Below are 25,417 nucleotides of genomic sequence, written 5' to 3'. Positions count from 1 at the left end.
CTATGTGTCTGTCGTCGGAGCGGCCTTATAGCTCTTCACCCCGTCTGTGATTTGCTTGTGAAAACGGTTTTCTCCGACGGACGCGCTCATATCCTTGCGTCTGAACCAGATGGCACGTCCACATCTGAGCGGCGGATTGCCCGATGTGAACACGATCTGCTCGTCAGCGCGCATGCGCAGCACCTCATGCGGCAGGATCAGTGGACGGCGGCTGAGCTGCCGGGAACGTGAGCGCGACGAACCTTTCATCCCTGAAGAGCGGTTAGTCTGGTCGACCTCGACCGTCGTATCGCCGCAGCGTTTCGAAATGTAGTCGGCAGTATCAGGGTCGTTGATCGCGGCAAACGAGATCCATGACGCGGATTCGAACCACTTGCTCGTCGCGTCCCGACCGCCATAGGCCTCGCGCATCTGGCCGATGGACTGGAAGATCATCGTCAGAGTGATGCCGTATTTGCGTCCGGCATCCCGTGCGGTCTCTAAGATGCGCAGATAGCCGAGCCTGGCGACTTCGTCGAGCAGGAAGAGAGCGCGACCTTTCACATCGCCGTTTCGATTGTAGATGGCATTGAGCAGCGATCCGATAACCACACGGGCCAATCCCGGATGGGCTTCCAGTACCTTCAGATCGAGCGCAATAAAGATGTCTGTCCCGCCATCGGCAAGATCGTCGGTCGAGAAACTGTCGCCTGAGACGAGCGCGGCGTAGTTCGGATAGGACAGCCAGTGGGTTTCTTTCACCGCATTGGCGTAGACGCCAGAAAAGGTCTCGGGTGTCATGTTGACGAAGACCGAAACATTCTCCTTCACGAAGCCCGATTCCGACTGCTCGTAGATTTTTGTCAGGCGCGCCCGTAGCTGGGGTTCAGGCTCCGAAAGGTTCTTACGCACACGGCGCAGCGTCTGGTCTTCTTCGTCCGTGTGACCGGACAGGCATACGTCTGCGATGAGGGCCGTCAGGAGCTGCATCGCCGATGCCCGGAAGAAGTCGTCGCGGGCAGACGCCGAGCGCGAATTGTCGGTCATGATCCAGGTTGCGACGGCGACGATGTCCTCTTCTTTCGTGCTGCCACGTCGCCCGATCCAGTCGAGCGCGTTGAAGCCGACGCCTGACGCCGAGGGATCGAGAATGACCACCTTCCGGCCAGCCTTGCGGCGATGCTCCGATACCATCGGCGCGACCTCGCTCGATGGATCGAGGACAACGAGTCCACCACCCCACTTGAGCGCGGTCGGGACGGTGACCGACGTCGTCTTGAAACCGCCGGAGCCGGCGAAGACGATGCCATGCGAGGAGCCGAACGAGCCGTCGAAGCATAGGAGCTGGCTCTTGCCTCCCGCGCCCCAGGTCGACGGATCATCGGCGCGGAACGACACCGCCGCAACGCTATCGCGATCGACACGATACCGTTCACCGACGACGATGCCACCGGGATCGGGGAAAAGTTCTGCGGCCTCCTGCACTTTCATCCAGTCGGCCTCGCCATGCACCGCTCGCTTTCCCCCGATCCGCCGTGGTGCGGCTTTGGCAAAGGCGGCGTTCCCCTTCATCGCGACGCGCAGTGCGAAGACGCCGGCGAGGAACATTGTCGATGCGCCAAGCATCGTTGCGGGGTCCACGTATCCGAGCACGGACTGTCCTGCTGGCACGTCACCAGCGATCCCGGCCAGGCGAACCCCCTCACGTAGCACCGCGATGAGGATTGCCACACCATTTCCGCTGACGATCCCCCATCCTGCCGCCTTAATAGCCGCTGTCCCGTTCGCCGCGAACAGAAAGATCGTGCCGATAGCAGCCGCGGTCGCATAGGGCAGCGCGAGGCCGATCCGCCCGAGCATCAGCTTGGCCTGCGCGGTTTTCCCAAACGCGGCCAGCCAGTGTTCGATCCCCGGCATAAAAACCACCACGGCGATCATCGTCGTGGCCAGGATGACGGCGAGGAACACTTTACTCGCCGTCATGAGCGAACGCCTCCGCGCCTATCACTGTCAGGCGCGATTTCTCGGCATCGTTGCCCTTGAGGCGGCGACTGGCATCGATCAGCAGGCCGAGCAGCAGTGCCCGCTTCTCAAAGCGCAATCCTGCCTTGACGATCAGGCCACCGAGTTCGATTTTTTCGCGCGTGTCTTTCTTTCGCGCGTCATTCGTCATCGTGCGGGCCATGCGTTCAAGCCTCACCAGGCCCGCCCGCAGGCGCGCCAGACGCGATCGTCGCCGACGGTTCACCGCTGGTTCGACCATCCCCGGCATTTTTCCTTCCGGTCGAAGGCGCCTTACCTCCGCGAAACCGCCCTGCAATCTCCTCGAACGCCGCCTGTAGTTCGGTCTCCTCGATCTCGATCTCACCGAGGCCGGCCTTCAGCGCGATCCTGCCGATGCGCTCGGCCTCGCGTGTTTCGGCCTGTCTCAGCTGATCCTGCAATCTGGCGATTTCTTCCCTGATCTTCGATGATGGTTTCTTCATTCCGGTCGCATCTCCCTGGAAATCTTGGCGGCTCTGTTCCGTTGCAAGATTTCCTCAAAAGCACGTCCGAAGGAACGTGCAGATCTGCACGTCGGCAAAGCCGACACTTTGGAGGATGATCCCGCCGTTCCGAAGGAGCGGATCCAAGGGCGCAATTATACGTCGCTGATGCGACGTGCTTGCCCACGGCCCTGGCGGGGCCGTCGTAGGGTTGTCGCTTCCGACGAACGAGGTTCGAACCAGGAGTGTTTTACGTCGTGGCTATCGCCCACTTCTCAGCCAGCATCATCAGCCGCGGCGGCGGCCGCAGCGTGGTGCTGTCTGCGGCCTACCGGCACTGCGCGAAGATGGAATATGAGCGCGAGGCCCGCACCATCGACTACACCCGCAAACAGGGGCTGCTGCATGAGGAATTCATGCTTCCGGCCGACGCGCCGAAATGGGTCCGCGCGTTGATTGCTGACCGCTCTGTTGCCGGAGCTTCGGAAGCCTTCTGGAACAAGGTCGAGGCTTTCGAAAAGCGCTCTGATGCGCAACTTGCCCGGGACCTGACAATCGCTCTTCCGCTGGAGCTCACCCCGCAGCAGAACATCGCGTTAGTTCGCGACTTCGTGGAAAAACACATCCTCGCCAAAGCCATGGTTGCCGATTGGGTCTACCACGACAATCCAGGCAATCCGCACATCCATCTGATGACGACATTGCGCCCGCTGATCGAGGAGGGGTTCGGATCGAAGAAGGTTGCGGTCAATGGCGAGGATGGCCAGCCGGTCCGCACGAAGTCCGGCAAAATCCTCTATGAGCTCTGGGCCGGATCGACGGATGACTTCAATTCCTTACGCGATGGATGGTTCGAGCGGTTGAACCATCACCTGGCGCTTGGCGGGATCGATCTCAAAATCGATGGCCGTTCCTATGAAAAACAAGGTATCGAGCTTGAACCGACGATCCACCTCGGCGTTGGCGCCAAGGCGATCGAGCGCAAGGCACAGGAGAAGGGCGTCCGGCCAGAGCTTGAGCGCATCGAATTGAACGAAGAGCGGCGGAGCGAAAACACCCGCCGCATTCTGAACAATCCAGCCATCGTGCTTGACCTGATCACGCGAGAGAAGAGCGTCTTCGATGAACGCGATGTCGCCAAGGTTCTGCATCGCTATGTCGATGACCCGGCTGTCTTCCAGCAACTGATGTCACGCATCATGCTGAACCCGGAAGTTTTGCGTTTGCAGCGCGACACGATCGAGTTCGCGACCGGAGAAAAAGTACCCGCCCGTTATTCGACCCGGGCGATGATCCGGCTGGAAGCGACGATGGTGCGGCAGGCGTTGTGGCTGTCGAACCGGGACGGCCATGCTGTCTCTGAAGCTGCTCTGAATGCAACGTTCCGGCGGCATGAGCGGTTGTCGCAGGAGCAGAAAGCGGCGATCGAGCGGATCGCCGGTCCCGCCCGGATCGCGGCCGTGGTTGGACGCGCTGGCGCTGGCAAGACCACGATGATGAAAGCCGCCCGCGAGGTTTGGGAACTTGCCGGATACCGGGTTGTCGGCGGCGCGCTTGCCGGCAAGGCGGCCGAAGGCCTGGAGAAGGAAGCCGGCATCGAAAGCCGCACGCTGGCATCATGGGAGTTGCGCTGGAATCGGGGCCGTGACGTTCTCGATGATAAAACCGTCTTCGTCATGGACGAGGCCGGCATGGTCGCCTCAAAACAGATGGCCGGCTTCGTCGATGCCGTCGTCAGGGCAGGCGCCAAGATCGTGCTGGTCGGCGATCCCGAACAACTCCAGCCGATCGAGGCGGGGGCTGCCTTCCGCGCCATCGTCGACCGCATCGGCTATGCCGAACTCGAGACGATCTATCGCCAGCGCGAGGACTGGATGCGCAAGGCCTCGCTCGATCTGGCGCGAGGCAATGTGGAAAAGGCGCTGGCCGCCTATGATGCCAATGTCAGGATCACGGGAACGCGCCTCAAGGCCGAAGCGGTCGAGCGGCTCATCGGTGACTGGAACCACGGTTACGACCAGACGAAGACAACGTTGATCCTCGCGCATCTGCGCCGCGACGTGCGGAAGCTGAACATTATGGCCCGCGAAAAACTCGTTGAACGCGGCATTGTCGGTGAGGGCCATGTATTCAAAACGGCTGACGGCATTCGCCAGTTCGACGCGGGCGACCAGATCGTCTTCCTGAAGAACGAAGGATCGCTCGGCGTCAAGAACGGCATGATCGCTCATGTCATTGAGACCGCACCGAACAGGATCGTTGCTGTCGTCGGAGAGGGTAATCAGCGCCGGCAGGTCATCGTCGAGCAACGCTTCTACAGCAATCTCGATCATGGTTACGCCACGACGATCCATAAAAGCCAAGGCGCGACAGTCGACCGTGTGAAGGTGTTGGCAAGCCTCTCCCTCGACCGGCATCTGACCTATGTGGCGATGACCCGCCACCGCGAGGATTTGCAGCTCTATTACGGGACGCGATCCTTCGCCTTCAATGGTGGTCTTGCCAAAGTCCTCTCCAGAAAAAATGCCAAGGAGACCACGCTCGATTATGAGCGCGGAAAGCTTTACCGCGAGGCGCTGCGGTTTGCGGAAAGTCGCGGCCTTAACATCGTCCAGGTGGCGCGGACGCTGCTACGCGACCAACTCGACTGGACGCTGCGCCAGAAGACGAAACTTGTCGATCTCGGCCAGCGCCTTGCTGTCTTTGCAGAGCGTCTCGGTCTGCACCACCCCTTAAAAACCCAAACGATGAAGGAGGCCGCGCCCATGGTTGCAGGCATCAGGACATTTTCCGGTTCCGTCGCCGATACGGTGGAGCAAAAGCTCGACACCGATCCAGCCCTCAGACAACAATGGGAAGAGGTCTCGACCCGCTTTTCTTACGTCTTTGCTGATCCCGAGACCGCCTTCCGGGCGATGAACTTCGATGCGGTGCTAGCGGATAAAGAAACGGCAGAACTGGCGCTTCAGACGCTGACGACCGCCCCGGCGTCGATCGGACCGCTGAAGGGCAAGACCGGCATTCTTGCCAGCAAGACCGAGCGCGAGGACCGTCGCGTTGCAAACCTCAATGTTCCGGCCCTGAAGCGCGATCTCAAGCAGTATCTGAGGATGCGCGAGACCGCCGTGCAGCGGCTGCAGGCTGACGAGCAGGTATTGCGTCAGCGCGTGTCGATCGACATCCCGGCATTGTCGCCGGCAGCACATGTGGTGCTGGAGCGCGTGCGTGACGCGATCGACCGCAACGATCTGCCGGCGGCCATGGCATATGCACTGAGCAATCGGGAAACCAAGCTGGAAATTGACGGGTTCAACCAAGCTGTCACCCAGCGGTTCGGGGAACGCACACTGCTCACCAATGCCGCGCGCGAACCCTCCGGAAAGCTCTTCGACAAACTCTCAGACGGGATGCAGCCCGAGCAGAAGGAGCATCTGAAGGAAGCCTGGCCGATCATACGCACGTCCCAGCAGCTCGCCGCTCACGAGCGCACCGTCCAGACCCTGCGTCAGGCCGAAGATTTGCGGCTCGCCCAGCGTCAGACGCCGGTGATGAAGCAATGAGGCGGCGGCTTCTCCTGTTCCTGGCCGGCCTGGGCGGGATGATCGCCGCTCTGGCGGCAATCGCATACTTCGGCGGCTTTCGATTGAACCTGACGCCGAGCGAGCCGCTTGGGCTCTGGCGTATCATGGCCCTGCAGCGTCCGGTCGAGGTCGGCGATCTCGTGTTCATCTGCCCACCGCCGACCGCGTCATTCGAGGAGGCACGCCGCCGCGGCTATGTCAGGCGTGGCCTCTGCCCCGGTGGGTTTGCGCCGCTTATCAAGACAGTGGCGGCACTTCCCGGACAGCACATCGAAATCGGCGTGAATGTCACTGTCGACGGCAGGCCTCTTGCCTCATCGAAGGTTCGAACGAGCGATGGCGAGGGCAGGCCAATCACACCGTTCAAGACCGGCATCGTGCCACTGAGAAATCTGTTTCTTCACTCATCCTTTGCGAGCTCCTATGATAGTCGGTATTTTGGACCGGTTCCCGACACGGGCCTTCTCGGCCTGGCGTGGCCGGTCCTCACGTTCAATCCATAACAGGCAGCGATCCTGCCTGCTCATCGCCGTATCTGTCGCTTGCGGCGGGATTGCCTGGAGTGGTCATGTCCTGACCCTTCCGGTCGCTGTGTTGTTTCCGGCGCTATGGGCGATGTCGCCGTCGCGGCTGACGGCGGTGCTGGTGTCGGCCGGATATTTTCTGGCTGCGTCGCGTGGGCTGCCGCAGGGCGTCGCCAACTTCTATGACGCCGATCTCTGGTCTGGGCTTCTGCTTTGGGTGGCCGCTTCGCTCTCTTTTGCCGCTGTGCATGCGGCGCTCTGGAAGGCGCGATCGGAAGGCAAGTCTCGCGGAGTAGGTCGAACGGGAATGGCAATGGCTGCGCGCTATCTGGCGGCGACGGTGCTCTTAGGCCTGCCGCCGCTCGGCATAACCGGCTGGGCACATCCGCTCACCGCTACTGGTGTGCTCTTTCCGGGATGGGGATGGTGGGGGCTGGTCGCGATGACAGCCGGTCTCGCGATGATGACATCACGATATTGGCCGGCTACCGCCATCGTCCTGGGAGGATTGTGGCTCTGGTCCGCCACTACGTGGACATCTCCGAATCTACCCGAGGGATGGAAGGGCGTCGACCTTGAACAGGGTCAGAAACTTGGAAGAGACGGCTCGCTCGACTATCACCGTGACCTGATCGCAACGGTGCGCGCGGCTGCGGGAGAGAAAACGCGGTTCATCGTTCTTCCCGAAAGTGCACTCGGTTTCTGGACGCCGACCGTCGCGAGGCTCTGGCAGAAAGGCTTGCGAGGCTCGGAGCTCACTGTGATCGCCGGCGCGGCAGTCATCGATCCGGGCGGCTACGACAATACCATGGTGAAGGTTTCGGCTGACGAAGTACGAATTCTCTATCGCGAACGCATGCCCGTCCCGGTATCCATGTGGCAGCCATGGCGGGGATGGACCGGGCAGGGCGGAGGAGCTCGCGCCAACCTCTTCGGCAATCCAGTCGTGGAAATCGACGGCCAGAGGCTCGCCGCGCTGATCTGTTACGAACAGCTCCTACTTTGGCCGGTCCTGCAGTCGATGCTGCATTCCCCCAGCGCAATCATTGCCCCGGGCAACGGATGGTGGACCGCGGGAACCTCGATCGTCGCCATTCAAAACGTGAGCGTGATGGCCTGGGCAAAACTGTTCGGACTGCCCGTCGTCACGGCTTTCAACAGATAAGGAATTGTTTGCGATGGTCGATGCCGCCCTCATCAAAGAATGCAGCGATCCCGGCCTGAAGCCGGCGATCGTAGAACAGTTCATCGAGCGGGCAGGGGCACCGGACCCGCTCGCAGTCACGGTCCGCTCCGGAAACCGCGTCATACTGGTGCCCAGGCCGAAGACAGCGGAAGAGGCGTTGGCGCTTGTCCGAGACAACCTCGGTCGCAATACCGTTCGCGTCGGGATCACACAATATCCCGCCGGGCTCGGCATCGTGGAGGCGGGCCAGCTGAAGCCGGACCTGGTCGATGCTTGCGAAAACATCCGCATGGGCACGGCACTCTTCGCGAAGGTCTACCGTATCGTCACCAAATGGTATGGGAATCCGACCGCCAAGGATGTCCTGCCGCAAGTGTTCGACGACGCGATCGTCGCCTGGCAGACGGGATATTTCGAAGGAACGGCAGTGTTTCGGGCGGAAGATCCGGGTGATGTAAAGCTCGCCCAGCCGGGCCCGGTCCAGTGGAATGGTGCCGACACACAAGCTGGCATTACTGATGCTGAGGCCAAACCCGAACCGCCGGCCGAAGCTTCGGCATCCGATCCCAACAAAGCAGGAATCAGGATCGACCTGACCGGCATTGACGCAAAGCGCTGACGTCGCCGTATCTGCAGATCTGCACGGCAATTGTTCGGCCATTCCTCTAGCGAAAACAGCATTCGCCCGATATAAGCACGGATAGGGCAGTACGCGCTGTTCCGGGGTGTGGAAACCTCTACTCGGTGGTTGATGTCGGCCGTTTCGACATCAGAATCCTCTGGCCATTGGCCGGTGGGCCTGCGACGTATGTCCAGGTGCTCCGGTGCTAAAGGTCGCAGGACTGTCCGAGTACAGTTTCCAACCCCCGGCTTGGGATCAGGGATTAGCGTCTGCGGGGGCGAACCGCGGACTAAACTTTGGGTTGGATCACAAATGGATTCGGAAAATTCAGCAGTGTCGGACACTTTTGAACTGCGCCCGGTGATCGGGCTGACAGGCGGCCTCGCAACGGCAGACGTCGAGACGCTGACGGTCAATGCTATTCGGCTGCACAGGCAGCTCCTGGAGAAGGCGGATCAACTGTTTCAGGCTTTGCCCGACGATTACAGGACAGGAAAAGCAACTGGCGGCGTTCAGCATCTCGAATACATCGAAGCAATGATCGAGATGCATGCGCAGATGACCGCGGTCAACACGCTCGTAGGGGTTCTTGGGCACATTCCCAAGCTGGCCGCGAACTGATCCGGTTTCGGTCAGACCTGGTGCGCCAACAGAGCGGATGGTGTCAGTACTAGTAGTTTAGATCAGCTTTCGACGAATTGCGAGCGCGGTAAGGTGGGCCTTGCTTCGGACATCGAAGCGTTTCATAGCCTCGCGGAGCTTGACACGGACGCTGTTGTATTTAGTGCCCTCTATATCGGCAATTTCCTCCATCGTCATGCCAACCGCGATCCATCTGAGATAGGTCGCCTCTTTAGGATCGAGCCAGGCGGCTTCTTCCACGGACGCCCTTCTAAGAGTCAAGCCGCGATTTGGCTTTGGTTGATTTCCCTGTGCCGCCGCATGATGATGGCGAAGACTTCGCGGGCGATGTAGCGTTTGAGGCAGCGAATTGCCTCGAGCTTCGATTTTCCGGCTGCGATCCGTCGGGCGACGTAGTCCTGCGTGCGTGCATCCAATCGAAGCCTCCCAATGGCGATGATGTGGATGGCACTGTTTGCTGCGCGATCCCCACCCCTGTTCAACCTGTGCCGAACCGTTTTTCCGGAAGAAGCGGGGACGGGGCTGACGCCGCACAATGCGGCGAAGCTCGCCTCGGACTTCAACCGGTCGGAGTTATCGCCCGCCGTGAGAAGCAACTGCGCCGCACTGTTCACGCCGATTGCGGTTTGAGCAAGTAGTTCAGGAGCGAGATCCTTGACGATGGCCTCAATCATGTCGTCGAGATCGGCGATCTCGTCATGGAGTTCGAGATAACGCCGCGCCAGAGACTTGAGAGAGATGCGGTAGGCTTCCTCGACCTGGCGATACGCAGTGAGGTCAGGTCTGCCGGCTGCGAGCGTACGGATCAATTGCATCCGCGTCATGCTGCGCAGCGGATCGCGGATTTTGTCCGGTGCGCAGACGATGGTCATCTGGATCATCTGCAGGGCAATACGGCGCGCCTGAATAGCGGTTTTGCGGCAAACCCTTAGGATGCGTAAACTTTCTACCATGCCGTCCCTGCTGCGTGGCGTTACGGTGTGCCGTCTCGCAAAGGCTGCGTGGGCCGCACTTTCTGCGTCGAAGTTGTCATTCTTGCCGCGCCGGCGGCGGTCGAGTTTGTCAGGTGCGGTGACCTCCAGAATCTCGACACCTGCGGTTTGCATGTAGCGCAGCAACCCCGCGCCGTAGCTGCCAGAGCATTCGATCCCGACCCGCTGGAGATCCCCGAACGATCGCATCCAAGCCAGCATCAAGCGATAGCCGTGTCGGGTTGTCGGGAAGCTCTCGGTACCGAGAACGCGGTCGCGATGATCAACGACTGCCGCGACATGCAAGTCCTTGTGTGTATCGACGCCACCAATGACGTGAGTTTCTGCTCGGTGTTCAGCCATCTAATTATCCTCTCCTGCGGCATGAGAATTATTTGCCTGAAGGATGCCGGGACAGGACAGTCATGGGACCGGATGGTCATGCCCTTCTTGGGTCACAGCAGCACCTTTGAGGCAAGGCCTCACCGCAGGGCGTTCCCGGATGATCGACAGGTCCGCGGAAAGACACATATTGGGTCGATCGGAGTGAGGGTCAGATCATACCGGGAAGCCTTGCGGCACCAGCCCAGAGAATGGTCGAACGGTGTTTGAGTCAAACCACCTGAAAACTGGTATCAATCATATGACTGTCGGAGTGGTTTGAAGGAACGAGATGCGGGCATGGAGCTGTCCAACTGCAGCGGCGGCTGCGACCGCGTCGATCTCACGGTCAAGATCGATTGCAGGCCTTTCCGACGCTAAAGTGAACATCGACATCGAGCCGTTGGCAGTCTTGATCGGAACGGTTACCCCGGAGCGAATGCCAAAGTCGGCAGCATGCGCATAGAAGGTACGCTCTTCCTTCGATTGCTTCGCGCGATCCTGTTCCCCGGACCACGCAAAAACGTGTTTCCTGGATTTCGCGCGTTTGACGACCGGATCAAGCTTATCGAAGTTCTTCTCGAAATACGTCGACCGCCACTCGCGATGATAATTTGTGACTGCGATGCTGCGCTTGTGCTGGATGTGCAGATAGGCGTAGCCGGTGAAGCCATAATGTTGGGTGAGGTCGGAAAGGCCCTGCGTTAGGATGCTCTCGTCGCCTTGTATCGCCGCAAGATCGGTTAGCTTGTCCAGCCAGTGCTGCATTTTTCACTCCGTTTTGGTGGTCAGGTGGAACAGGTCACGGGGAAGATCCTTTTTGCTGCAGAGTTCGTCCAGTGGCAATAAAAGCAGGATGGCCACTGCGGGAGAGCGATGTTTGGTGTTTGTTTCAGCCTCTCGAGACGCATGGCGAGTGGCTTCGAACTCACTAGAAAACGGATGCCGGTTTCGCCATGTAGCCTATGCCGCCCATCATCGCTGATTGTTAGTGGGAACGTGCAAGACGCGCAGCGAGTTACTGCCGGCCAATTCCTCTCTATTTGAGTTCCTCGGGTGCTTGTCATCGTTTCGATCGCTGCCAGACGCAGCCTCAGGAGCTAATCTGAATTCGTTTCCTATGACCTTTCGGCAATTCCGCTGGCCGACCTCCGAAAAATAGTCACCCACTTTCCGCCCTTTCAAAGCCCTCTCCTCGCGCTAGCCGAACGGATGCAATATTGAGTGCCCCGACTACCGGAGGGGTTGCAACTAGTACTATATCCAAGTCGCTACTGAGTTCGTTGGCCGCATCAATGAACGCCTGATAAAAATAGGGCAGACGCTCAAAAATTCCGCCGCCCAGATAGACAGGCCCACGCGCTCCCTGCAGAAGCAGAGACGCCACTTTATCACGGAGATCCGCAACTTGGGCTCTGACGACGCCGACGCCAAGCTTTGATCCCTGTTCGATCGCATCGAATAGTGCAATGGTGTGACTAGCGAACATTGCTGCTGAAGGTTCGATGGACAGCCTCTCATTAGCCTCTCTGAGGTCTGTGATTTTTAGATGTTTAAGTAAAAATTCATGGAGGACGTCTGAGTGTTCCCTTGCTTCAGCGGCTGCAAGACAGGATCGTATTGCGGCCCTCACCAAGCCAGCACCGCCACCTTCGTCGCCGAGCAGCCAACCCCAACCGCCGACCGTTAAAAGAGCCCCCTCTGTGTTTCTGGCAACGACAATTGACCCTGTGCCTGAAATGACGGCGATGCCACCATCCCCTCCCGCCGCTGCAGGAAGCAATTCTGCATCATTGAGCACTCTGATGTCCCACCCTGTCGTTTTTCCAAAAGTCTCTTCGCACTGGAGAAGACGCTGATCTGTATTACAGCCATTCGCTCCGATGACGACGTGCCGTGGCTGTAGGTAGCCGATGGATGACTCGATGAGAGCTTTGAGGCGAAAGCAATCGGACGCGCTGTAGCTTTCACGACGCCAGGAGCTTGTCGGGACCGTCTGATCAACAACGGAATCCTTCCCACGCTGGGCCATCCAACGGGTCTTCGTGCCGCCAACGTCCACGCCGATAACAAGAGGAGGATATGTCACGACGCACGCTCTCGGTTTGCGTGAGGCACATGTACTGTTTCGCCACCTATGATAACGCGCTCAATATCAAGTTCCTGATCCAACACCACGAAATCGGCAAGCTTACCCGGCTCGATGCTTCCCACTTCAGCAGATACCCCGGCGAGTTCTGCGGGAGTAAGCGAGGCCATACGGATGACGTTGGGCAGGCTCTTACCCACGGCCCTTGCCATGGTCTTCACCATGCGGTCCATGCCATGCATCGAGCTTGCTAAGCTGCCGTCATCCCCTCGTACCGACTGGCCATCGCTGTGGACCCATGTCCCATCGTCGCTCGATCCAAATCGATACGTCCCTGGAGGTGCATCCATGGCTCGGTTCGCGTCAGTGACCAGACATGTCCGATGGAAGCCTATCATTTCATAAGCGAAGCGCAGAAGATCGTCGGACAGATGGATGCCATCGGCAATTACTTCTGTGCTCATGCCATCGTTTTGAAGTACGTATTGTTCCATACCGGCTTGCATCGGCGTTCCAAAACGCGCGCGAAGTGAGGAGACAGAACTCATCGCACACCAAAAATGGTCGACGTGGCGCATTCCATGGGCAAAGGCTGCTTCAAGTTCACCCCAGCAGGCATTAGAATGTCCGCATGTGATGAAGCATCCCCTTTCTCGTGCAAAATTGAAGAAATCTAAAGCACCAGGAAGCTCCGAGGCACAAGTTGCAATCTTGATGATCGGTCTTGATAGAAAATACTCGTATTCCTCACGAACTGGATCTCGCCGGCCTTCAGGCGAATGAACCCCGACTTTGTCTTCAGCAAAATATGGCCCGTAGAAGTGGATTCCCGCGATGCGAGCCCCATCTGCATGCGTCCAAGAGGATTGCACGTTTTCGCACGAGTTTACCATGGCATCGAGTTGCTGGAACGAGCCTGTAGTTGTTGTTGGAAAGATCGAGGTCGTCCCGTGCTTGGCGTGGGCTCTGTTTGTAGCGCGAACCGCGTCCTTGGTCCCATCCATATAGTCTGCCCCTGCAGCGCCATGAACGTGAATATCGACGAAGCCTGGCGATATGTAATACCCCGTATAGTCGACAACATTTTCCAGCAGGTGTTTCGAATTGAACTGCTCAATGCTACGGATGCGTCCTTCCTGGCAGCGAACTATCGCATTTTCGATTATCCTGTCGGGAAGAATTACGTTTCCTTTGATAAGAAGGTTTTCCAAGATCTGATCCTCGATGACGCATTTTATATCCCCATATATACCTATATACGCAGAAACGTGCAACGGAGAAAATCATGTCCTTAGATTCGACGCCTGATGAGCGGCGTGCCTATATCCTTGCCGCTCTGCAAACAAAGGGGCGACTTTCAACGACGGAAGTGTCCGAGCATTTCTCGGTCTCTGAAGACACGGCACGACGCGATTTCCGCGAAATGGCGGCGGAAGGTCTTATCAAACGCGTCCATGGGGCAGCTCTCCCGATGTCGCCTGGCACCCTCCCCTTTCAGGGGCGGTACAAAGTTTCCGCCGAACAAAAAGTCAGACTAGCGCGGCGCGCGGCTCAGATTGTGCTCCGAGATCAGGTCGTCATCGTTGATGGCGGGACTTCTAATCTAGAATTGGTCCGGCAGCTGCCAAAGGACTTGAGGGCGACGATCGTGACGAACAGCCCCCTAATTGCGACAGTCACCAACGAACACGCTCATCTAGAAATAATCTTCCTTGGGGGCGTCTTTGACAAACGAAGTCAGATGACGCTTGGCGCGAGGGTTTTGGAGCAACTCCATTCGATGAGTGCTGATCTGTGCTTTATTGGTGTCCATGGAATTCATGAGGATCTAGGTTTGACAACTTCGGGTTATGATGAAGTGGCAATAAAGTCCGCAATGATCAGCGCCGCCGCAGAAGTCGTGGCTATCGCTACTTCTGACAAAATCGGTACGGCCGCCGCCTACAAAATTGGCCCTCTGTCCCTTATCGACATCTTAGTCACTGAAGAGAATGCTAAAAGTCGCGCCCTGCTGGAACAGAATAATATTAGGACGTTGCTGGACTAGTCGGTATACCGGAGTACTCAGGATAACCTCTTCAAAATTGCTGCTGGACAGGGCGAATTAGCGTGTGGTTTCGTCAGAAGTAATTCGTCATATCGTTGTCAGTTCCTGCAATTTCCACAATAACGATAGGCCGCCGAAATGTATGTCTGAGACCGTGTCTTGCGTATATTTTTTGAGGCGCAAGTCTGAGCTCAGAATGTTAGCTAGAGATACGAAATCATATCGCGAACAAGTACGGCTATTGGGACAAAGAAATAGCTACCAAGGCATAAAGCGAGCTGTTGCCGTCACCATGGTAGCGTCCGCCGGCAGACAATATGTTCGCGCTAACGGATAATCATTGCCGATTTCGTGCTCTGCACGAAAGAAGAATTCCTCTAACAAATCGAAAGCTGACCGGCGGCGCGGGATGGAATGAGCGTTGTCTATAAGTTCAAAGAGTTTCGGTAACTTTCATGAGCGCTGGCGGAGCGTCTGGATTCAATCCCCTTTGCCGTGCGAGTGTTTCCACAAATCTGTAGAATGGGACTATTTGAGCTAGCGCGTCGGTGAGAGGATGCCCTGTTGCAATAAACGGCAAGCGTGTCGCCACTTCTGCATTCTCGGAGGTGACGAACACGTTGGCTCGTTTCGACGCTAGTTGATCTGCAACTGCACACACGGAACCTTCCCCAAGATCTCTTGCGGCGAACGCCAAGATAGGAAATTTTGGTGATACAAGCGAAACTGGACCATGCATAAGTTCAGCTGAGGAGTAAACTTCAGCATGAAGCTCACAGGTCTCTTTGCACTTTAGGGCAGCTTCGGCAGCGATAGCAACGCTGGGGCCTCTTCCGATAATGTAACAGGACTGTTGGCCCTCTAACGCGGCCGCAAGCTCAGGCCATTTGGCATCAGAGCCATTTGACAGGTGTTCCGGGAGTGACTTGACTGCGCGCTCGAGTTTCTCATCGTCCGTCCATGCCGCAATCAGAAGTAAGCCCGCCACCACGGAGTTGACGAACGACTTCGTCGCGGCCACAGCAGTCTCAGGGCCTGCGGCGATGTCTACCGCTACGGTGGAGGCATTCGCCAGAGGGGACTGAATCGTATTCAACACCGCGACCGTATATGCGCCACCGTTTCTAACCGCTTCCGCTAGCGTTACGATGTCGGGACTTTTGCCGGACTGGGAGATCGCTAGAGCTCCACATCGGTCCAACTTCAATCTAGCGTTATAGACGGAGACGAGGGATGGGCCGAGCGAAGCTACGGGAATACCGACATTGAGTTCGATAGCATATTTTAGGAAATGCGCGGCGTGATCTGACGAGCCGCGCGCGATAGTAACTATGGCTGCAGGATTTAGTTTCTCGAAAGTTTTGCCGACTTGCTTCAGTTCGGCACCAGATCGCTCAATGAGCGACGCGATCGCGGATGGAATTTCCATGATCTCTTGATACATTTGCGTAGTCATCGGGTGCTGTTTCCTGTTGTTGATCTCAGTTCGGTCATGCTCGATCAGTCGCCGAGCGCTACGCAATGAAAGGATTTTCGATCTAGTCGTAGAAGTGTGGGGATTTGCGGATGTCATCCCAAGCGTCAATGTCGTGATGAAAGATCACCATGGCATTCTCGCGTTCTGCAATACGCTTCAGCCGCGCCATTGATCGATGTGCAGTAGCGGGATCGACCATGGGCGTTCCCGTCATCACATTGTTCACGTAATTCGCCTTCTGCGGAAAAATTCCAGCAGGGAGCACAATCGTGCCCGTATTCGGCAGCCTAAGGACAAGCGATTGTTCACCGCGCGTGTGAGCCGGTGTGAAGAGGATTTCGACAGAGCCATCGCCAAACAGATCATAGTCCTCATCGTGCAGTTCGAGATAATCGAGGTCTCGGATTTCCTGAATTTCCGGATAGGCGTAGCTTTTGGTGAGGCGTCTATCCGGCCACCATGCGTCTTGTAGTTCACGGAATTGAACAATGAACTTTGCGTTCGGGAACAGATGCATGCCGCCGGCATGATCCGGATAAAGGCATGACATAACAACAAAGCTGATGTCTTCGGGTCTAATACCAAGGGCTGCCAACTGCCGGTCAACGGCCTGTTCTGGCTCAAACTCGGCCGCCCAATCAACCGCGCGTTCTTCACCCCATTGCCCCACCGGATCGACAGCCGCGTTCGGGTGCAATCCTGTCTCGAACAGAATTTTACCTTTCGGGTGATCAACTAGGAATATGGGTGTGGGTGCTTTCATTCGCCGACCCATTCCCAGCATATGTGTAAACACACCTTGATCGAAATGAAGTGTACCGCCAGTCATGCAGTAAAGGCGAGTGGACGTCATTGGTCGGGCTCCTTCGGTTCACCGTCTATGACTCTGACGAAACACCGGCTCCGTAGAGCCGGTGTTTCAGCTCGATCTGTGGCCTTTACTTGAGCGGGCTGTTGACCCAGTCGATAAGCTTTTTGTTCGCGACAAGCTTGTCGTAATATTTCTCTTCGAGTGCCCTTGTTGCAGGGTCCACGCCGCTTGGAAGTTGATCGGCATTCTGCTTCTCATAGAAGTCTACAGAGTGCTTCCAGTAGACATCGGACTCGGGATTGAAGACCGTAGTCTTGGCTTTCTCAAGCGTTGGAAAAGCCATCAACTGGAACGTGTTCTTGAACTCATCGACCGTGAATGACGCCGCAGCCCGTTCATTTGTTGCCTTGACCCAAAGTGGCGCGACTTCCTCGAAGTGTTCGTCGGCATAACGAGAGACGCGATACCAGATCGCTGCCAGCTTCAATGCAGTGTCCTCGTTTTTATCAAGCCAACCCTGCGTCGAAACCATCGTTGAGTACCACAGTCCTGCCGGGCCGAGAATTTCATGGCCGCCAACGTTCACGTACTTGTCCGGCATTGCAAGAAGCTTGGTCTCTTGCGGCAAACTACCCATATAGTAGTCGCCGGTGCCACGCTGAAAGGCCAATGCAGCCTGTGCATCGTCCCCGGATTCGATGACGTTGATGTCATCAACAGTTAGTCCAACTTGACCGAGAGCTGCGGTCAGAAGAGGACGGTAGCTGGACAGAACTGTCGGAAATTCCTTACCTTTGAACCCCTTGAGAATTTGCTCTTTCGCTTTTTCTGCACCGATCTTGGGAGCCAGGTCGGCAAACGTATCGGTTCCCTTTCGACCAATAACGATAAACCCCTTGAACTGGTCCGTGATCAGAAAACTGCGTAGCGCAGGGACAGCCTGATAGAGCGGGAAATCGCAAACGTGGCAAGATGAGACGATGTCGAGGCTTCCCTGACGCATTGCGGCGACACCTGCGGCGGTGTTCGTTATGGTCACGAGATCCAGGTCAATGCCGAGTTCCTTGTCGAGCCCTTTTTCCTTAGCAATGACCCATGGCATATAATCAAAATATGGCGTGATCCCAACGTGCACAGTTTTTGCATCTTGCGCCTGTGCCACCGTGCTCCCGGATGCTAGCACGGAAAGGATTATCGACAGTCCGGCAACAATTTTCATTGCTTTCTTCATTGTGTTCTTCCTCTGGTTTGGTTGATGTTTGTTGGCATTGTTTTTGTCAGCGCTGCCACTCGCGCCTCTGCAACTCAGCTGGCGCCTGTTATGGAACCAACAACACCCTTGCCTGCCCCCTTTTCCGTCCATCGCGTTAATGGACGTTCGAGCGCGACGACAATCTTGTCGAGAATGATGGCAAGGAGGCAATAAATGCCGACAATCACAACGATGCCCGCGGTGTCGAGATATTGGACTCTGATAATCATCAGATGGCCAAGTCCGACCTGCGCGCCAATATATTCGGCGGCAACGTCGAGTCCCCAGGACGAGGCAGCGGCTACCCGAATTGCGCCGAGCAGATGGGGAAAAATTGCCGGAAGGATGATCGATCTGTAGATCGTCCCGCGCTGAGCGCCGAGTACCAGGCCTGCACGAATATACACCGCGGGTACGTTCTTGATCGCCTCGATCGTTGCAACACCAATGACGAGCGAAGTACCCAGGACGATGAGGACAATTTGTGGCGTTTTGCCCAAACCGAACCAAAGAATGAAAAGAGGTATCAGCGCGAAGATTGGGATAGGCCGAAAGAAATCGAGAACGCCACCAAAGATTTCTCGAGCGAGCCGACTGTATGCCATCGTAAGCCCCATTGCGAGGCCAAGGAGACTACCGCCAATGAAGCCGCCAAGCGTCATCGAAACACTCGCCGCGAGACTCTGAGGCAAGAGCGGTGCTAACGACAAGAAGGAGCGCCACACATCTGCCGGTGAAGGTAGAAAAATCGGGTCGATGGTACCGTTCCAGGTTGCTGCAAACCACAGAGCGACCAGTACGAGTGGGACGAATAACTGCCGGATCAACTTGTTCGTTCGGGCCGCCCTGCCGGTGGGCACCTCTGTTTTAACGGCCATTTTTGGCTCCCCTTTTTTATGGGTTTAATTTACTGGATGTGTTAGACGATGAGATCCGACACGGTCCCTCGAAGCTGCTGAAAAACACCGGTTCGCTTGAGTTCGAGGGTTCGATCTTTTCCGAACGGCACATCAATGACATGCGCTACGTGGCCTGGGTTTCGACCGAGCACGACGATGCGATCGCCGAGGAAAAGCGCTTCCTCGATATCGTGCGTGACAAATAGCGAAGTGGCGTTTGTGTCTTCGCAAACCTTCAGGAACTGGACTTGAAGACGTTCCTTGGTCATGGCGTCCAATGCACCATAAGGCTCGTCCATCAAGATCATTTGAGGACTGACCGCGAGCGCGCGAGCCAGATCGACGCGCTTGCGCATGCCGCCTGACAATTCCCTGGGGTATAGATCTGCGGCATGCGACAGTTCGACAGTCGCGAGCTTCTCATTTACGATGCGATTGCGTTCACCCTCAGGAAGACCTTTGATCTTAAGTCCGAACTCGACATTTTCACGGACCTTCATCCACGGGAAAACAGCGTCATCCTGGAAAACCATCACACGATCGGCGGATGGACCAGTGACTGGATTATCATTCAGAAGGATCGAGCCCGATCGGACAGGTATGAGGCCTGCTACCGCATTTAGGAGTGTCGATTTCCCACAACCGCTGGCGCCGATCAGGCAAATAATCTCGCCCCTGGTAACCGTCAGATCAATATTTTCAAGGATTGTTTTTTCGCCATAGGCGATTGTTACGGACTCTAGCCGTAAGTCTCTCATCATAGCAGATCCCCCGATTGGTTCAGTCCGGCTTGACGTCGAGATGAAGAGACAGTCGAGACATCAACTATTGCCTCCCTGCCGTGCACCAGCATCCACGTTGCGAAATCGCATCCGAACGCTGTGGCGGCTTCCGCATCGAGTTTCTGGACGAAGACGGCATGAAAAAATCCCGCATTGAAGCAATCGCCTGCCCCGACCGCGTGCGCCGGTTCACCCATCGGCACAATCGGGACGATGACGCAAGGCTTGTGACGCTCTTTAACGAGCGCACCATGTTCACCATTTTTTATGACCAGAACGGCGGATTGGGCGAGCTTTTCAGAGATCGTTTCAGCCGCAGATATCAGGTCTGTTTCGCCTGAGAGAGCCGCTGCCTCGTCGCTATTCATTAGCGCAAAATCTACCTGGGAAAGGATTTGCAGGACGTCATCACGGACGCCCCAACTCGCTTCCGACCATGCGAGATCGATCGCAATCTTGGTCCCGGTTGTCCTCAATCGTGTGAACGCGTCAAGCAAGATGTCCATTGCAACGCGAGGAGGTTGACACCATCCAGAAAGTAAGGCGATTTTCGCATCAGAGTAGCGGGACTGGCGCAATGTCTGGCCAAGTTTGGCCAATGCGCCCGGGAGGGTGATAAATAACCTCTCACCGTCCTCCCTGACGAGTGCTGTTGTAACACTGGTCGGAGAGTCAGTTCTAAAGTCGAGCAGGTCTGTGTTCAGACCGCTCTTCTCCATTTCATTCTTGATCCAGAGGCCATTGTCATCTTTTCCGACCGGCCCCACGCAGACAACGTTAAGATCAAGCACCTTACCCGCGAGCGCGAAATTCCCGGTGTTTCCGCCTAAGCGTACATCCATAGTATCGACTTCGGTTTCTCTTCCCCATGTAGGGAGATCACGAAGAGGGCCGAATATCTGGTCGACCGTAAGGTCACCTATAGCGAGAACATCAATACTCATTCTACCCTCGTAATTTTGGGGATGAGGGCCGGCTCAATTGTACTCATGTTCAGTGCCTGGGCGACCGACACGTTTAGTTTTTGAAGCGCAACAGCAAAAACAACCGCATTTAGCTCCGGGATAGTTTCGGGAACCCGGATCACACTGACGCCTGCCGGCAGATCTACAGGGCCAGCTGCTATCGCGACTACTGAAGCTCCGTAGCCTACCAGGTCAGAGGCCAACCGAACCATAATTCCAGCCATGTGATCGTTTGGAATGAGCATAACAACGACACTGTCTGGCAGGTTGATCAGTTCCATCGGCCCATGACGTAGCAAGCCGCCGGATACCGGGATTGCTGCAATGCGCATCCCTTCCTGCAAATCAAGCGATGCTTGTTGGGCGAGTCCGATAAGGTGACCACGGCCGGTCATGATAGCAACGCGAGATTTCGCAATGGCGGCAGCTGCCGCAGCAAAGACTTCCTGATCTAGGTTGGCCACGACATCGACTTTTTCCGCAAGCTTTGCTAGCCAAACAGCGGGTGCCAGATCGGTTCTGTTCGCCAATCCGGCGACCATTGAGGTTGCGACGCAGAGCGTAGTGGTAAAAGAAGACGTGTTGTAGAACGCCTTCTCTTCCGCCTTGAACGGCAAGACGTTAGTTGCTTTGCGTCCAAGCGTACTGTGCTCGGACGCGGTAACAGCGATGACCGGCCTTCCGGGCTGGACGACATCCAGTAGATTGATAATTTCTGCGGATTCACCGGATCGGCTAGTGATAATCAACGGGGAAGTGTCACTCTGCGCGGTTCCGTACCGATGATATTCGCTCGTATCAGCGACCGCGTGTCCGATGCCAGCGGTACTGAGGATCAGACTTGCCGAATGCCAGGCCCACAGAGAAGTTGCCATACCTGTTATAACGAAGCCATCGCTACCACCCGTCCAACGGCTTGAGCTGTGATAGGCTTGGTCGAGAAGGCCGGCATTGGCGAGCAAAGTTTCGGACTGGCTTTTAATATCTGCGATCAGATCATGCATTCGCCGGTTCTCCCGGCTGTCCGCCTTGGTAGGCTTTCAAGGAGTCTTCGGTTACCTTGCCGGAACGGACATCAGCACGAACCATTTCGGGTTCGCGGCTTCTTGGATCACCGTAGCCAGCGCCGCCGCCGATCGCGACCTCGAGCTCGTCACCGGAATTGAGTACCGCAGCACCTTTGGGCGGCAACTGCTCTTCAACGCCATTTTTCCTCGTAACTTTGATATAGGCGTTCGTTCCGTCATGCCCGCCTTGAACACCCGGCGCCTTGTTGATGAACCGGTCCGAGTACACGCTCATATGAACGCCATCTTGAAGGAAGCGATAGGTGCGTACAGCGCCCAGACCTCCACGATATCGCCCCGCCCCGCCGGAGTCTGGCCTCAATTCGTAGCGCTCAACCCTAAAAAAGGATTGTGAAAGTTCGAGCGCTTCCACAGGGGTATTTCGGCAGTTACCTAATGGATCGTCCAGTTGGTCGGCTCCGTCATTACCTGGACCTGCGCCATAACCGCCTCCAAGTTGCTCACTGATCGCATGGTAAGTGCGAGCACCCTGCCAATGTAGATCGACTTCCGTGCGAGTATCGTAACCCGGGGCCGGTATACGGTCCGGCAAAGCCTTTGAAAGGGCAAGAAGGATCGACTGAAAAACGCGCATGACCACCACATTGCGACCCTCGACCGGCGCGAAGGGGATGGGATTTACGAGACTGCCCTCCGGAGCGGAAATGCTGATCGGACGGTAGGAACCATCGTTCAACGGGATTGACGGCTTTGTCAGAAGCATTTTCAGCGCAGAATATGCAGACGAAATCGTCGAGGCGCGGGGGCAATTGATTGCAGTTTTCACCTGCGCCGATGTGCCTTCAAAGTCGAGATGCAAAGTGTCACCCTTTACGGTGACAGCGACATGCACTTCGAGGTTCGTCTGCTCGAGACCATCCGTGTCGATGTAGTCTATTCCTCGGTAGGTACCATCGGGAACTTCGCTGATAGCCTCGCGCATGAACGATTCCGCGTAGTCGAGGAGCTGGTCCGATGCAGCTATGACGGTGTCCACAGAATATCGAGCGATCAATTCCTTGACGCGGCGTCGGCCCGTCTCGTTGGCCGTCAACTGCGCGTTGAGGTCGCCGATCGTATCGCGGGGGATACGCACATTTGCCCGGATCAGCTGTTCAAGGATGCCACCGTTCCAGTCTCTTGACAGTGAAAAGACCATTGGCGTGAAACGCATACGTTCTTCGAAAACGTCTCTGGCGTAGAGATTGTAGCCGGGCGAGTGGCCGAGATCGACATGGTGCCCTACCGACCCAGAAAATCCAATAAGTGTTCCATCGTGGATGATCGGCGAAAAAAGATAGATGTCCGAGAGATGTTGGCCGCCGTTGTAGGCGTCATTCAGAATAATGACGCTATCTTCGGTGAGCGCTGTAATGTCGGTTTTGGCAAGCGCGCCCTGAACCGCTGGGCTCACCGAGTTGAGATGCAGAGGAATATTCTGCGACTGTGAGAGGACTCTGCCCTTGCGATCGACAAGGCAGGTCGAGCAGTCGGCGGCTTCGCGAATGACGGTGGAATAAGCAGTCCGAATGAAATCATTGCTCATCTCCTGAGCGATGGCTTGGACGCTGTTGGCAAAAATATTGAAGGTGACGGGATCAACAGTAGTCATCAGTTTTTCCTCTCAAGAAGAACGCTTCCGCTTTCGAGCAGACGGGCAGTCCAATTCTCCGGCAGAAAGCAAGTAGAGGTGTCCGCCTCAAGAACTGCAGGACCGGTTATTGTGGTTTCGAGCGTCATAGTCTCGCTCTTGCAGAACACGGTCTCACGCGCCTCACCGCGCAGAAGCACAGAGCCAAGTTCGGTTGATACCGGACCTGTCTCATTGACATGAACCGAGACATCTTTGGTCTTGCGAGGTATGACGACCTTCAGACGATAGTTCACCACCTCGGCACTTTCGTTCTCAAACGCGAAGCCATAGCGCTTGTAATGAGCGTCATGCAGACGGGTCGTGACTAGGTCGGATGTGACGGTCTCTGGATCGATTGAGATCGGCAGTTCGAAGGCCTGGCCCTCATAACGAACGTCGAGCCCGGCAAAAACCTTGAGCTCATTCGCGCCGAAACCATGTGACTCGAATTCCTTGCGGGCCTTCTCTGCCAAAGCTTCGATCTTTGCGCGGAAATCATCGGGAGATAGGTCAAAAGCGAGCGCAACATCCGTTTGCACGTAGTCACGAGCGATGTCGGCAACCAAAAGTCCAAATGCCGACAACACACCGGCATGTGGTGGCACGAGTACACGCGTTATACCGAGTTCGTTCGCTACAGAGGCTGCGTGGATCGGGCCAGCACCACCATAGGCGACGAGTACATAATCTCGCGGATCGTAACCACGCTGTGTCGACACCAAACGGATGGCTTGGGTCATGTTGGCTTCAACAATCCGGGTGACGGCCTCTGCTGCTTGCGCCCCGGTCATAGCCAGATCTTGGCCAAGGCGTTCGATCACCCCGTGGCCCGCTTCAGAATCGAGTTTGAAGTTCCCGCCGGCAAAAGTCTTGGGTCGAATAATACCACGCGCCACGTTCGCGTCGGTAACAGTCGCAAATGTCCCGCCGTGACCATAGCAGGCCGGGCCTGGATCAGCGCCTGCACTTTCAGGCCCGACATGCATCATCCCGTGGCGGTCAATCGCGGCGATACTACCGCCCCCGGCACCGACAGTTGCAATATCAATCATCGGAACAGCAACTGGTAGATTGTTCAGCATATTCTCAGTTGTAATCAACGGTTGACCGTCGTTGATGAGGCAGACATCGGTGCTCGTGCCACCCATGTCGAAGGTAATGATGTTTTGCATGCCGGCTTGTTCTGCCGCGTAGATTGCTCCAGTCACACCGGCAGCAGGACCAGACAACAGCGTCCGGACCACTTCACGACGGATTGCGTTGGCAGGCAGAACTCCACCATTAGACTGCGTAATGAACAGGCTGCCACCGAACCCACGCTCTTCAAGCTTTTCGGTGAGTTGTCCAATGTAATGGGACATAATCGGTGAGATGTATGCACTCATTGTAGCCGTGCTGGCTCGCTCATACTCACGGAACTGTGGCAAAAGCTCCGACGACGTGAGGACGAGAAGCTCAGGCGCGATGTCCTCTATGATTGCTCGAACCCGGTCTTCATGTTGTGAGTTCTTGTAGCTGTGAAGGAAGCAAATCGCGACGGCTTTAATGCCCCCTTCCAGGAGTCGAGGAACCAAGCTGCGGATCTCTTCTTCAGCCAAGGGCACGAGCACATCACCGCTCACATCAAGGCGTTCGGTAACCGGAAGAACCCATTCCCGTGGAACAACTGGACGCGACCGTTGGTAGAAAATATCGTAAATGTTTGTCTTATCTCCCCGCTGGATTTCGAGAATGTCTTGGAATCCACGGGTTACAATGAGCGCCGTAGGAACACCTTTGCGTTCCAAAACTGCATTAGTTGCAACGGTCGAACCGTGCAGCACGTCGTGCAAGTCAGGCCAGGCAATATCAAGTTGGTCGACGCCGGAAAGTACCCCTTTTTCTGGCTGGCGCGGAGTGGATGGGACTTTCAGTGTCGTTAGTTTTGGCTGCTTTCCGTCGTCCTCGAAGAGAATAATATCGGTAAATGTGCCGCCAATTTCGACAGCAAGCTTCTGTGGCGATCTATTGTTCATCGCATCCC

Annotated in this window: 21 protein-coding genes and 2 pseudogenes; 6 read left to right on the top strand and 17 right to left on the bottom strand. The window is 56.4% G+C overall.

Annotated elements, in window-relative coordinates:
- Genes traG through traC form a run of 3 tightly spaced genes read right to left on the bottom strand, consistent with a single transcriptional unit; the run spans nucleotide 1 to nucleotide 2,465 of the window.
- Nucleotides 1-1,962: a Ti-type conjugative transfer system protein TraG gene (gene traG / locus IEI95_RS07315; RefSeq protein ID WP_194416222.1), complete on the bottom strand. Its 1,962-nt coding sequence runs from the start codon at nucleotides 1,960-1,962 to the stop codon at nucleotides 1-3.
- On the bottom strand, nucleotides 1,949-2,164 hold the full coding sequence (gene traD, locus IEI95_RS07310; RefSeq protein ID WP_194416221.1) for a type IV conjugative transfer system coupling protein TraD: 216 nt from the start codon (nucleotides 2,162-2,164) through the stop codon (nucleotides 1,949-1,951). The genes traG and traD overlap by 14 nt, the downstream gene beginning before the upstream one ends.
- A 4-nt stretch (nucleotides 2,165-2,168) precedes the next feature.
- Entirely contained in the window at nucleotides 2,169-2,465 is a 297-nt protein-coding gene (gene traC, locus IEI95_RS07305) for a conjugal transfer protein TraC (protein ID WP_194416220.1), read from the bottom strand.
- A 257-nt stretch (nucleotides 2,466-2,722) separates the two neighbouring features.
- Between traC and traA the strand changes: the two genes are divergently transcribed.
- The 5 genes from traA (at nucleotide 2,723) to IEI95_RS07280 (ending at nucleotide 8,999) form a co-directional block, all read left to right on the top strand.
- Nucleotides 2,723-6,025 carry a Ti-type conjugative transfer relaxase TraA gene (gene traA / locus IEI95_RS07300; protein WP_194416219.1) on the top strand — a complete coding sequence of 1,101 codons (3,303 nt, stop codon included), beginning with the start codon at nucleotides 2,723-2,725 and terminating at the stop codon, nucleotides 6,023-6,025.
- Nucleotides 6,022-6,549, top strand: a complete 528-nt coding sequence (gene traF / locus IEI95_RS07295) for a conjugative transfer signal peptidase TraF (protein ID WP_194415673.1) — start codon at nucleotides 6,022-6,024, stop codon at nucleotides 6,547-6,549. Before traA ends, traF begins: the two co-directional genes overlap by 4 nt.
- Before the next feature lie 16 nt (nucleotides 6,550-6,565).
- Nucleotides 6,566-7,735, top strand: coding sequence for a conjugal transfer protein TraB (locus IEI95_RS07290; protein WP_234934184.1), 1,170 nt, complete (start codon nucleotides 6,566-6,568; stop codon nucleotides 7,733-7,735).
- 13 nt (nucleotides 7,736-7,748) lie between these two features.
- Entirely contained in the window at nucleotides 7,749-8,375 is a 627-nt protein-coding gene (locus IEI95_RS07285; protein ID WP_194416217.1) for a TraH family protein, read from the top strand.
- 315 nt (nucleotides 8,376-8,690) lie between these two features.
- The gene (locus IEI95_RS07280) at nucleotides 8,691-8,999 is read left to right on the top strand and encodes a transcriptional repressor TraM (protein ID WP_194416216.1); all 309 of its coding nucleotides are present in this window, start codon (nucleotides 8,691-8,693) and stop codon (nucleotides 8,997-8,999) included.
- Nucleotides 9,000-9,056: 57 nt separating this feature from the next.
- On the opposite strand, the pseudogene IEI95_RS07275 reads toward IEI95_RS07280, so the two are convergent.
- From IEI95_RS07275 to IEI95_RS07255, 5 genes and pseudogenes are all read right to left on the bottom strand, one after another.
- Nucleotides 9,057-9,263 (bottom strand): annotated as a pseudogene (locus IEI95_RS07275) (helix-turn-helix domain-containing protein); the annotation flags it as partial.
- Between the two features lie 14 nt (nucleotides 9,264-9,277).
- On the bottom strand, nucleotides 9,278-10,354 hold the full coding sequence (locus IEI95_RS07270; protein WP_070167322.1) for an IS110 family RNA-guided transposase: 1,077 nt from the start codon (nucleotides 10,352-10,354) through the stop codon (nucleotides 9,278-9,280).
- Between the two features lie 285 nt (nucleotides 10,355-10,639).
- Nucleotides 10,640-11,140: pseudogene (gene traR, locus IEI95_RS07265) on the bottom strand (autoinducer-binding transcriptional regulator TraR); the annotation flags it as partial.
- A gap of 394 nt (nucleotides 11,141-11,534) precedes the next feature.
- A complete protein-coding gene (locus IEI95_RS07260; protein ID WP_194416215.1) occupies nucleotides 11,535-12,461 on the bottom strand; it encodes an N-acetylglucosamine kinase in 927 nt (308 codons plus the stop codon).
- Nucleotides 12,458-13,672 (bottom strand): N-acetylglucosamine-6-phosphate deacetylase, encoded by a 1,215-nt coding sequence (locus IEI95_RS07255; RefSeq protein WP_204166263.1) that lies wholly within the window; start codon nucleotides 13,670-13,672, stop codon nucleotides 12,458-12,460. The genes IEI95_RS07260 and IEI95_RS07255 overlap by 4 nt, the downstream gene beginning before the upstream one ends.
- Before the next feature lie 74 nt (nucleotides 13,673-13,746).
- Between IEI95_RS07255 and IEI95_RS07250 the strand changes: the two genes are divergently transcribed.
- Nucleotides 13,747-14,508, top strand: a complete 762-nt coding sequence (locus tag IEI95_RS07250) for a DeoR/GlpR family DNA-binding transcription regulator (protein ID WP_194416214.1) — start codon at nucleotides 13,747-13,749, stop codon at nucleotides 14,506-14,508.
- 433 nt (nucleotides 14,509-14,941) lie between these two features.
- Here IEI95_RS07250 and IEI95_RS07245 read toward each other — a convergent pair whose 3' ends face one another.
- From IEI95_RS07245 to IEI95_RS07205, 9 genes are all read right to left on the bottom strand, one after another.
- On the bottom strand, nucleotides 14,942-15,964 hold the full coding sequence (locus IEI95_RS07245; RefSeq protein ID WP_156551577.1) for an SIS domain-containing protein: 1,023 nt from the start codon (nucleotides 15,962-15,964) through the stop codon (nucleotides 14,942-14,944).
- A gap of 82 nt (nucleotides 15,965-16,046) precedes the next feature.
- Complete coding sequence (locus IEI95_RS07240; RefSeq protein ID WP_052118493.1) at nucleotides 16,047-16,838, bottom strand: N-acyl homoserine lactonase family protein; 792 nt, start codon at nucleotides 16,836-16,838, stop codon at nucleotides 16,047-16,049.
- An 85-nt stretch (nucleotides 16,839-16,923) separates the two neighbouring features.
- Complete coding sequence (locus IEI95_RS07235) at nucleotides 16,924-18,027, bottom strand: ABC transporter substrate-binding protein (RefSeq protein WP_194416213.1); 1,104 nt, start codon at nucleotides 18,025-18,027, stop codon at nucleotides 16,924-16,926.
- A 74-nt stretch (nucleotides 18,028-18,101) separates the two neighbouring features.
- Nucleotides 18,102-18,926 carry an ABC transporter permease gene (locus IEI95_RS07230; RefSeq protein ID WP_156551580.1) on the bottom strand — a complete coding sequence of 275 codons (825 nt, stop codon included), beginning with the start codon at nucleotides 18,924-18,926 and terminating at the stop codon, nucleotides 18,102-18,104.
- Nucleotides 18,927-18,967: 41 nt separating this feature from the next.
- Nucleotides 18,968-19,708 (bottom strand): ABC transporter ATP-binding protein, encoded by a 741-nt coding sequence (locus IEI95_RS07225; protein ID WP_156551581.1) that lies wholly within the window; start codon nucleotides 19,706-19,708, stop codon nucleotides 18,968-18,970.
- A complete protein-coding gene (locus IEI95_RS07220) occupies nucleotides 19,705-20,673 on the bottom strand; it encodes a carbohydrate kinase family protein (protein WP_194416212.1) in 969 nt (322 codons plus the stop codon). Before IEI95_RS07220 ends, IEI95_RS07225 begins: the two co-directional genes overlap by 4 nt.
- A complete protein-coding gene (locus tag IEI95_RS07215; RefSeq protein WP_156587727.1) occupies nucleotides 20,670-21,698 on the bottom strand; it encodes an SIS domain-containing protein in 1,029 nt (342 codons plus the stop codon). The genes IEI95_RS07220 and IEI95_RS07215 overlap by 4 nt, the downstream gene beginning before the upstream one ends.
- Nucleotides 21,691-23,373, bottom strand: a complete 1,683-nt coding sequence (locus IEI95_RS07210) for a hydantoinase B/oxoprolinase family protein (protein WP_156551584.1) — start codon at nucleotides 23,371-23,373, stop codon at nucleotides 21,691-21,693. Before IEI95_RS07210 ends, IEI95_RS07215 begins: the two co-directional genes overlap by 8 nt.
- Entirely contained in the window at nucleotides 23,373-25,409 is a 2,037-nt protein-coding gene (locus IEI95_RS07205; protein WP_194416211.1) for a hydantoinase/oxoprolinase family protein, read from the bottom strand. Before IEI95_RS07205 ends, IEI95_RS07210 begins: the two co-directional genes overlap by 1 nt.
- Nucleotides 25,410-25,417: the final 8 nt, after the last annotated feature.

Origin of the sequence: Agrobacterium vitis, assembly GCF_014926405.1 — a bacterium.
GTDB lineage: Bacteria > Pseudomonadota > Alphaproteobacteria > Rhizobiales > Rhizobiaceae > Allorhizobium > Allorhizobium vitis_H.
The sequence above is the reverse complement of the archived record's forward strand: the minus strand, read 5'-3'. Positions and strand labels throughout refer to the sequence as shown.

What these genes read in the sequence shown, in the direction of transcription:
- traG (WP_194416222.1), bottom strand. Translation starts at nt 1,962, where the DNA reads ATGACGGCGAGTAAAGTGTTCCTCGCCGTCATCCTGGCCACGACGATG.
- traD (WP_194416221.1), bottom strand. Translation starts at nt 2,164, where the DNA reads ATGGCCCGCACGATGACGAATGACGCGCGAAAGAAAGACACGCGCGAA.
- traC (WP_194416220.1), bottom strand. Translation starts at nt 2,465, where the DNA reads ATGAAGAAACCATCATCGAAGATCAGGGAAGAAATCGCCAGATTGCAG.
- traF (WP_194415673.1), top strand. Translation starts at nt 6,022, where the DNA reads ATGAGGCGGCGGCTTCTCCTGTTCCTGGCCGGCCTGGGCGGGATGATC.
- IEI95_RS07285 (WP_194416217.1), top strand. Translation starts at nt 7,749, where the DNA reads ATGGTCGATGCCGCCCTCATCAAAGAATGCAGCGATCCCGGCCTGAAG.
- IEI95_RS07280 (WP_194416216.1), top strand. Translation starts at nt 8,691, where the DNA reads ATGGATTCGGAAAATTCAGCAGTGTCGGACACTTTTGAACTGCGCCCG.
- IEI95_RS07270 (WP_070167322.1), bottom strand. Translation starts at nt 10,354, where the DNA reads ATGGCTGAACACCGAGCAGAAACTCACGTCATTGGTGGCGTCGATACA.
- IEI95_RS07250 (WP_194416214.1), top strand. Translation starts at nt 13,747, where the DNA reads ATGTCCTTAGATTCGACGCCTGATGAGCGGCGTGCCTATATCCTTGCC.
- IEI95_RS07245 (WP_156551577.1), bottom strand. Translation starts at nt 15,964, where the DNA reads ATGACTACGCAAATGTATCAAGAGATCATGGAAATTCCATCCGCGATC.
- IEI95_RS07240 (WP_052118493.1), bottom strand. Translation starts at nt 16,838, where the DNA reads ATGACGTCCACTCGCCTTTACTGCATGACTGGCGGTACACTTCATTTC.
- IEI95_RS07235 (WP_194416213.1), bottom strand. Translation starts at nt 18,027, where the DNA reads ATGAAGAAAGCAATGAAAATTGTTGCCGGACTGTCGATAATCCTTTCC.
- IEI95_RS07230 (WP_156551580.1), bottom strand. Translation starts at nt 18,926, where the DNA reads ATGGCCGTTAAAACAGAGGTGCCCACCGGCAGGGCGGCCCGAACGAAC.
- IEI95_RS07225 (WP_156551581.1), bottom strand. Translation starts at nt 19,708, where the DNA reads ATGATGAGAGACTTACGGCTAGAGTCCGTAACAATCGCCTATGGCGAA.
- IEI95_RS07220 (WP_194416212.1), bottom strand. Translation starts at nt 20,673, where the DNA reads ATGAGTATTGATGTTCTCGCTATAGGTGACCTTACGGTCGACCAGATA.
- IEI95_RS07215 (WP_156587727.1), bottom strand. Translation starts at nt 21,698, where the DNA reads ATGCATGATCTGATCGCAGATATTAAAAGCCAGTCCGAAACTTTGCTC.
- IEI95_RS07210 (WP_156551584.1), bottom strand. Translation starts at nt 23,373, where the DNA reads ATGACTACTGTTGATCCCGTCACCTTCAATATTTTTGCCAACAGCGTC.
- IEI95_RS07205 (WP_194416211.1), bottom strand. Translation starts at nt 25,409, where the DNA reads ATGAACAATAGATCGCCACAGAAGCTTGCTGTCGAAATTGGCGGCACA.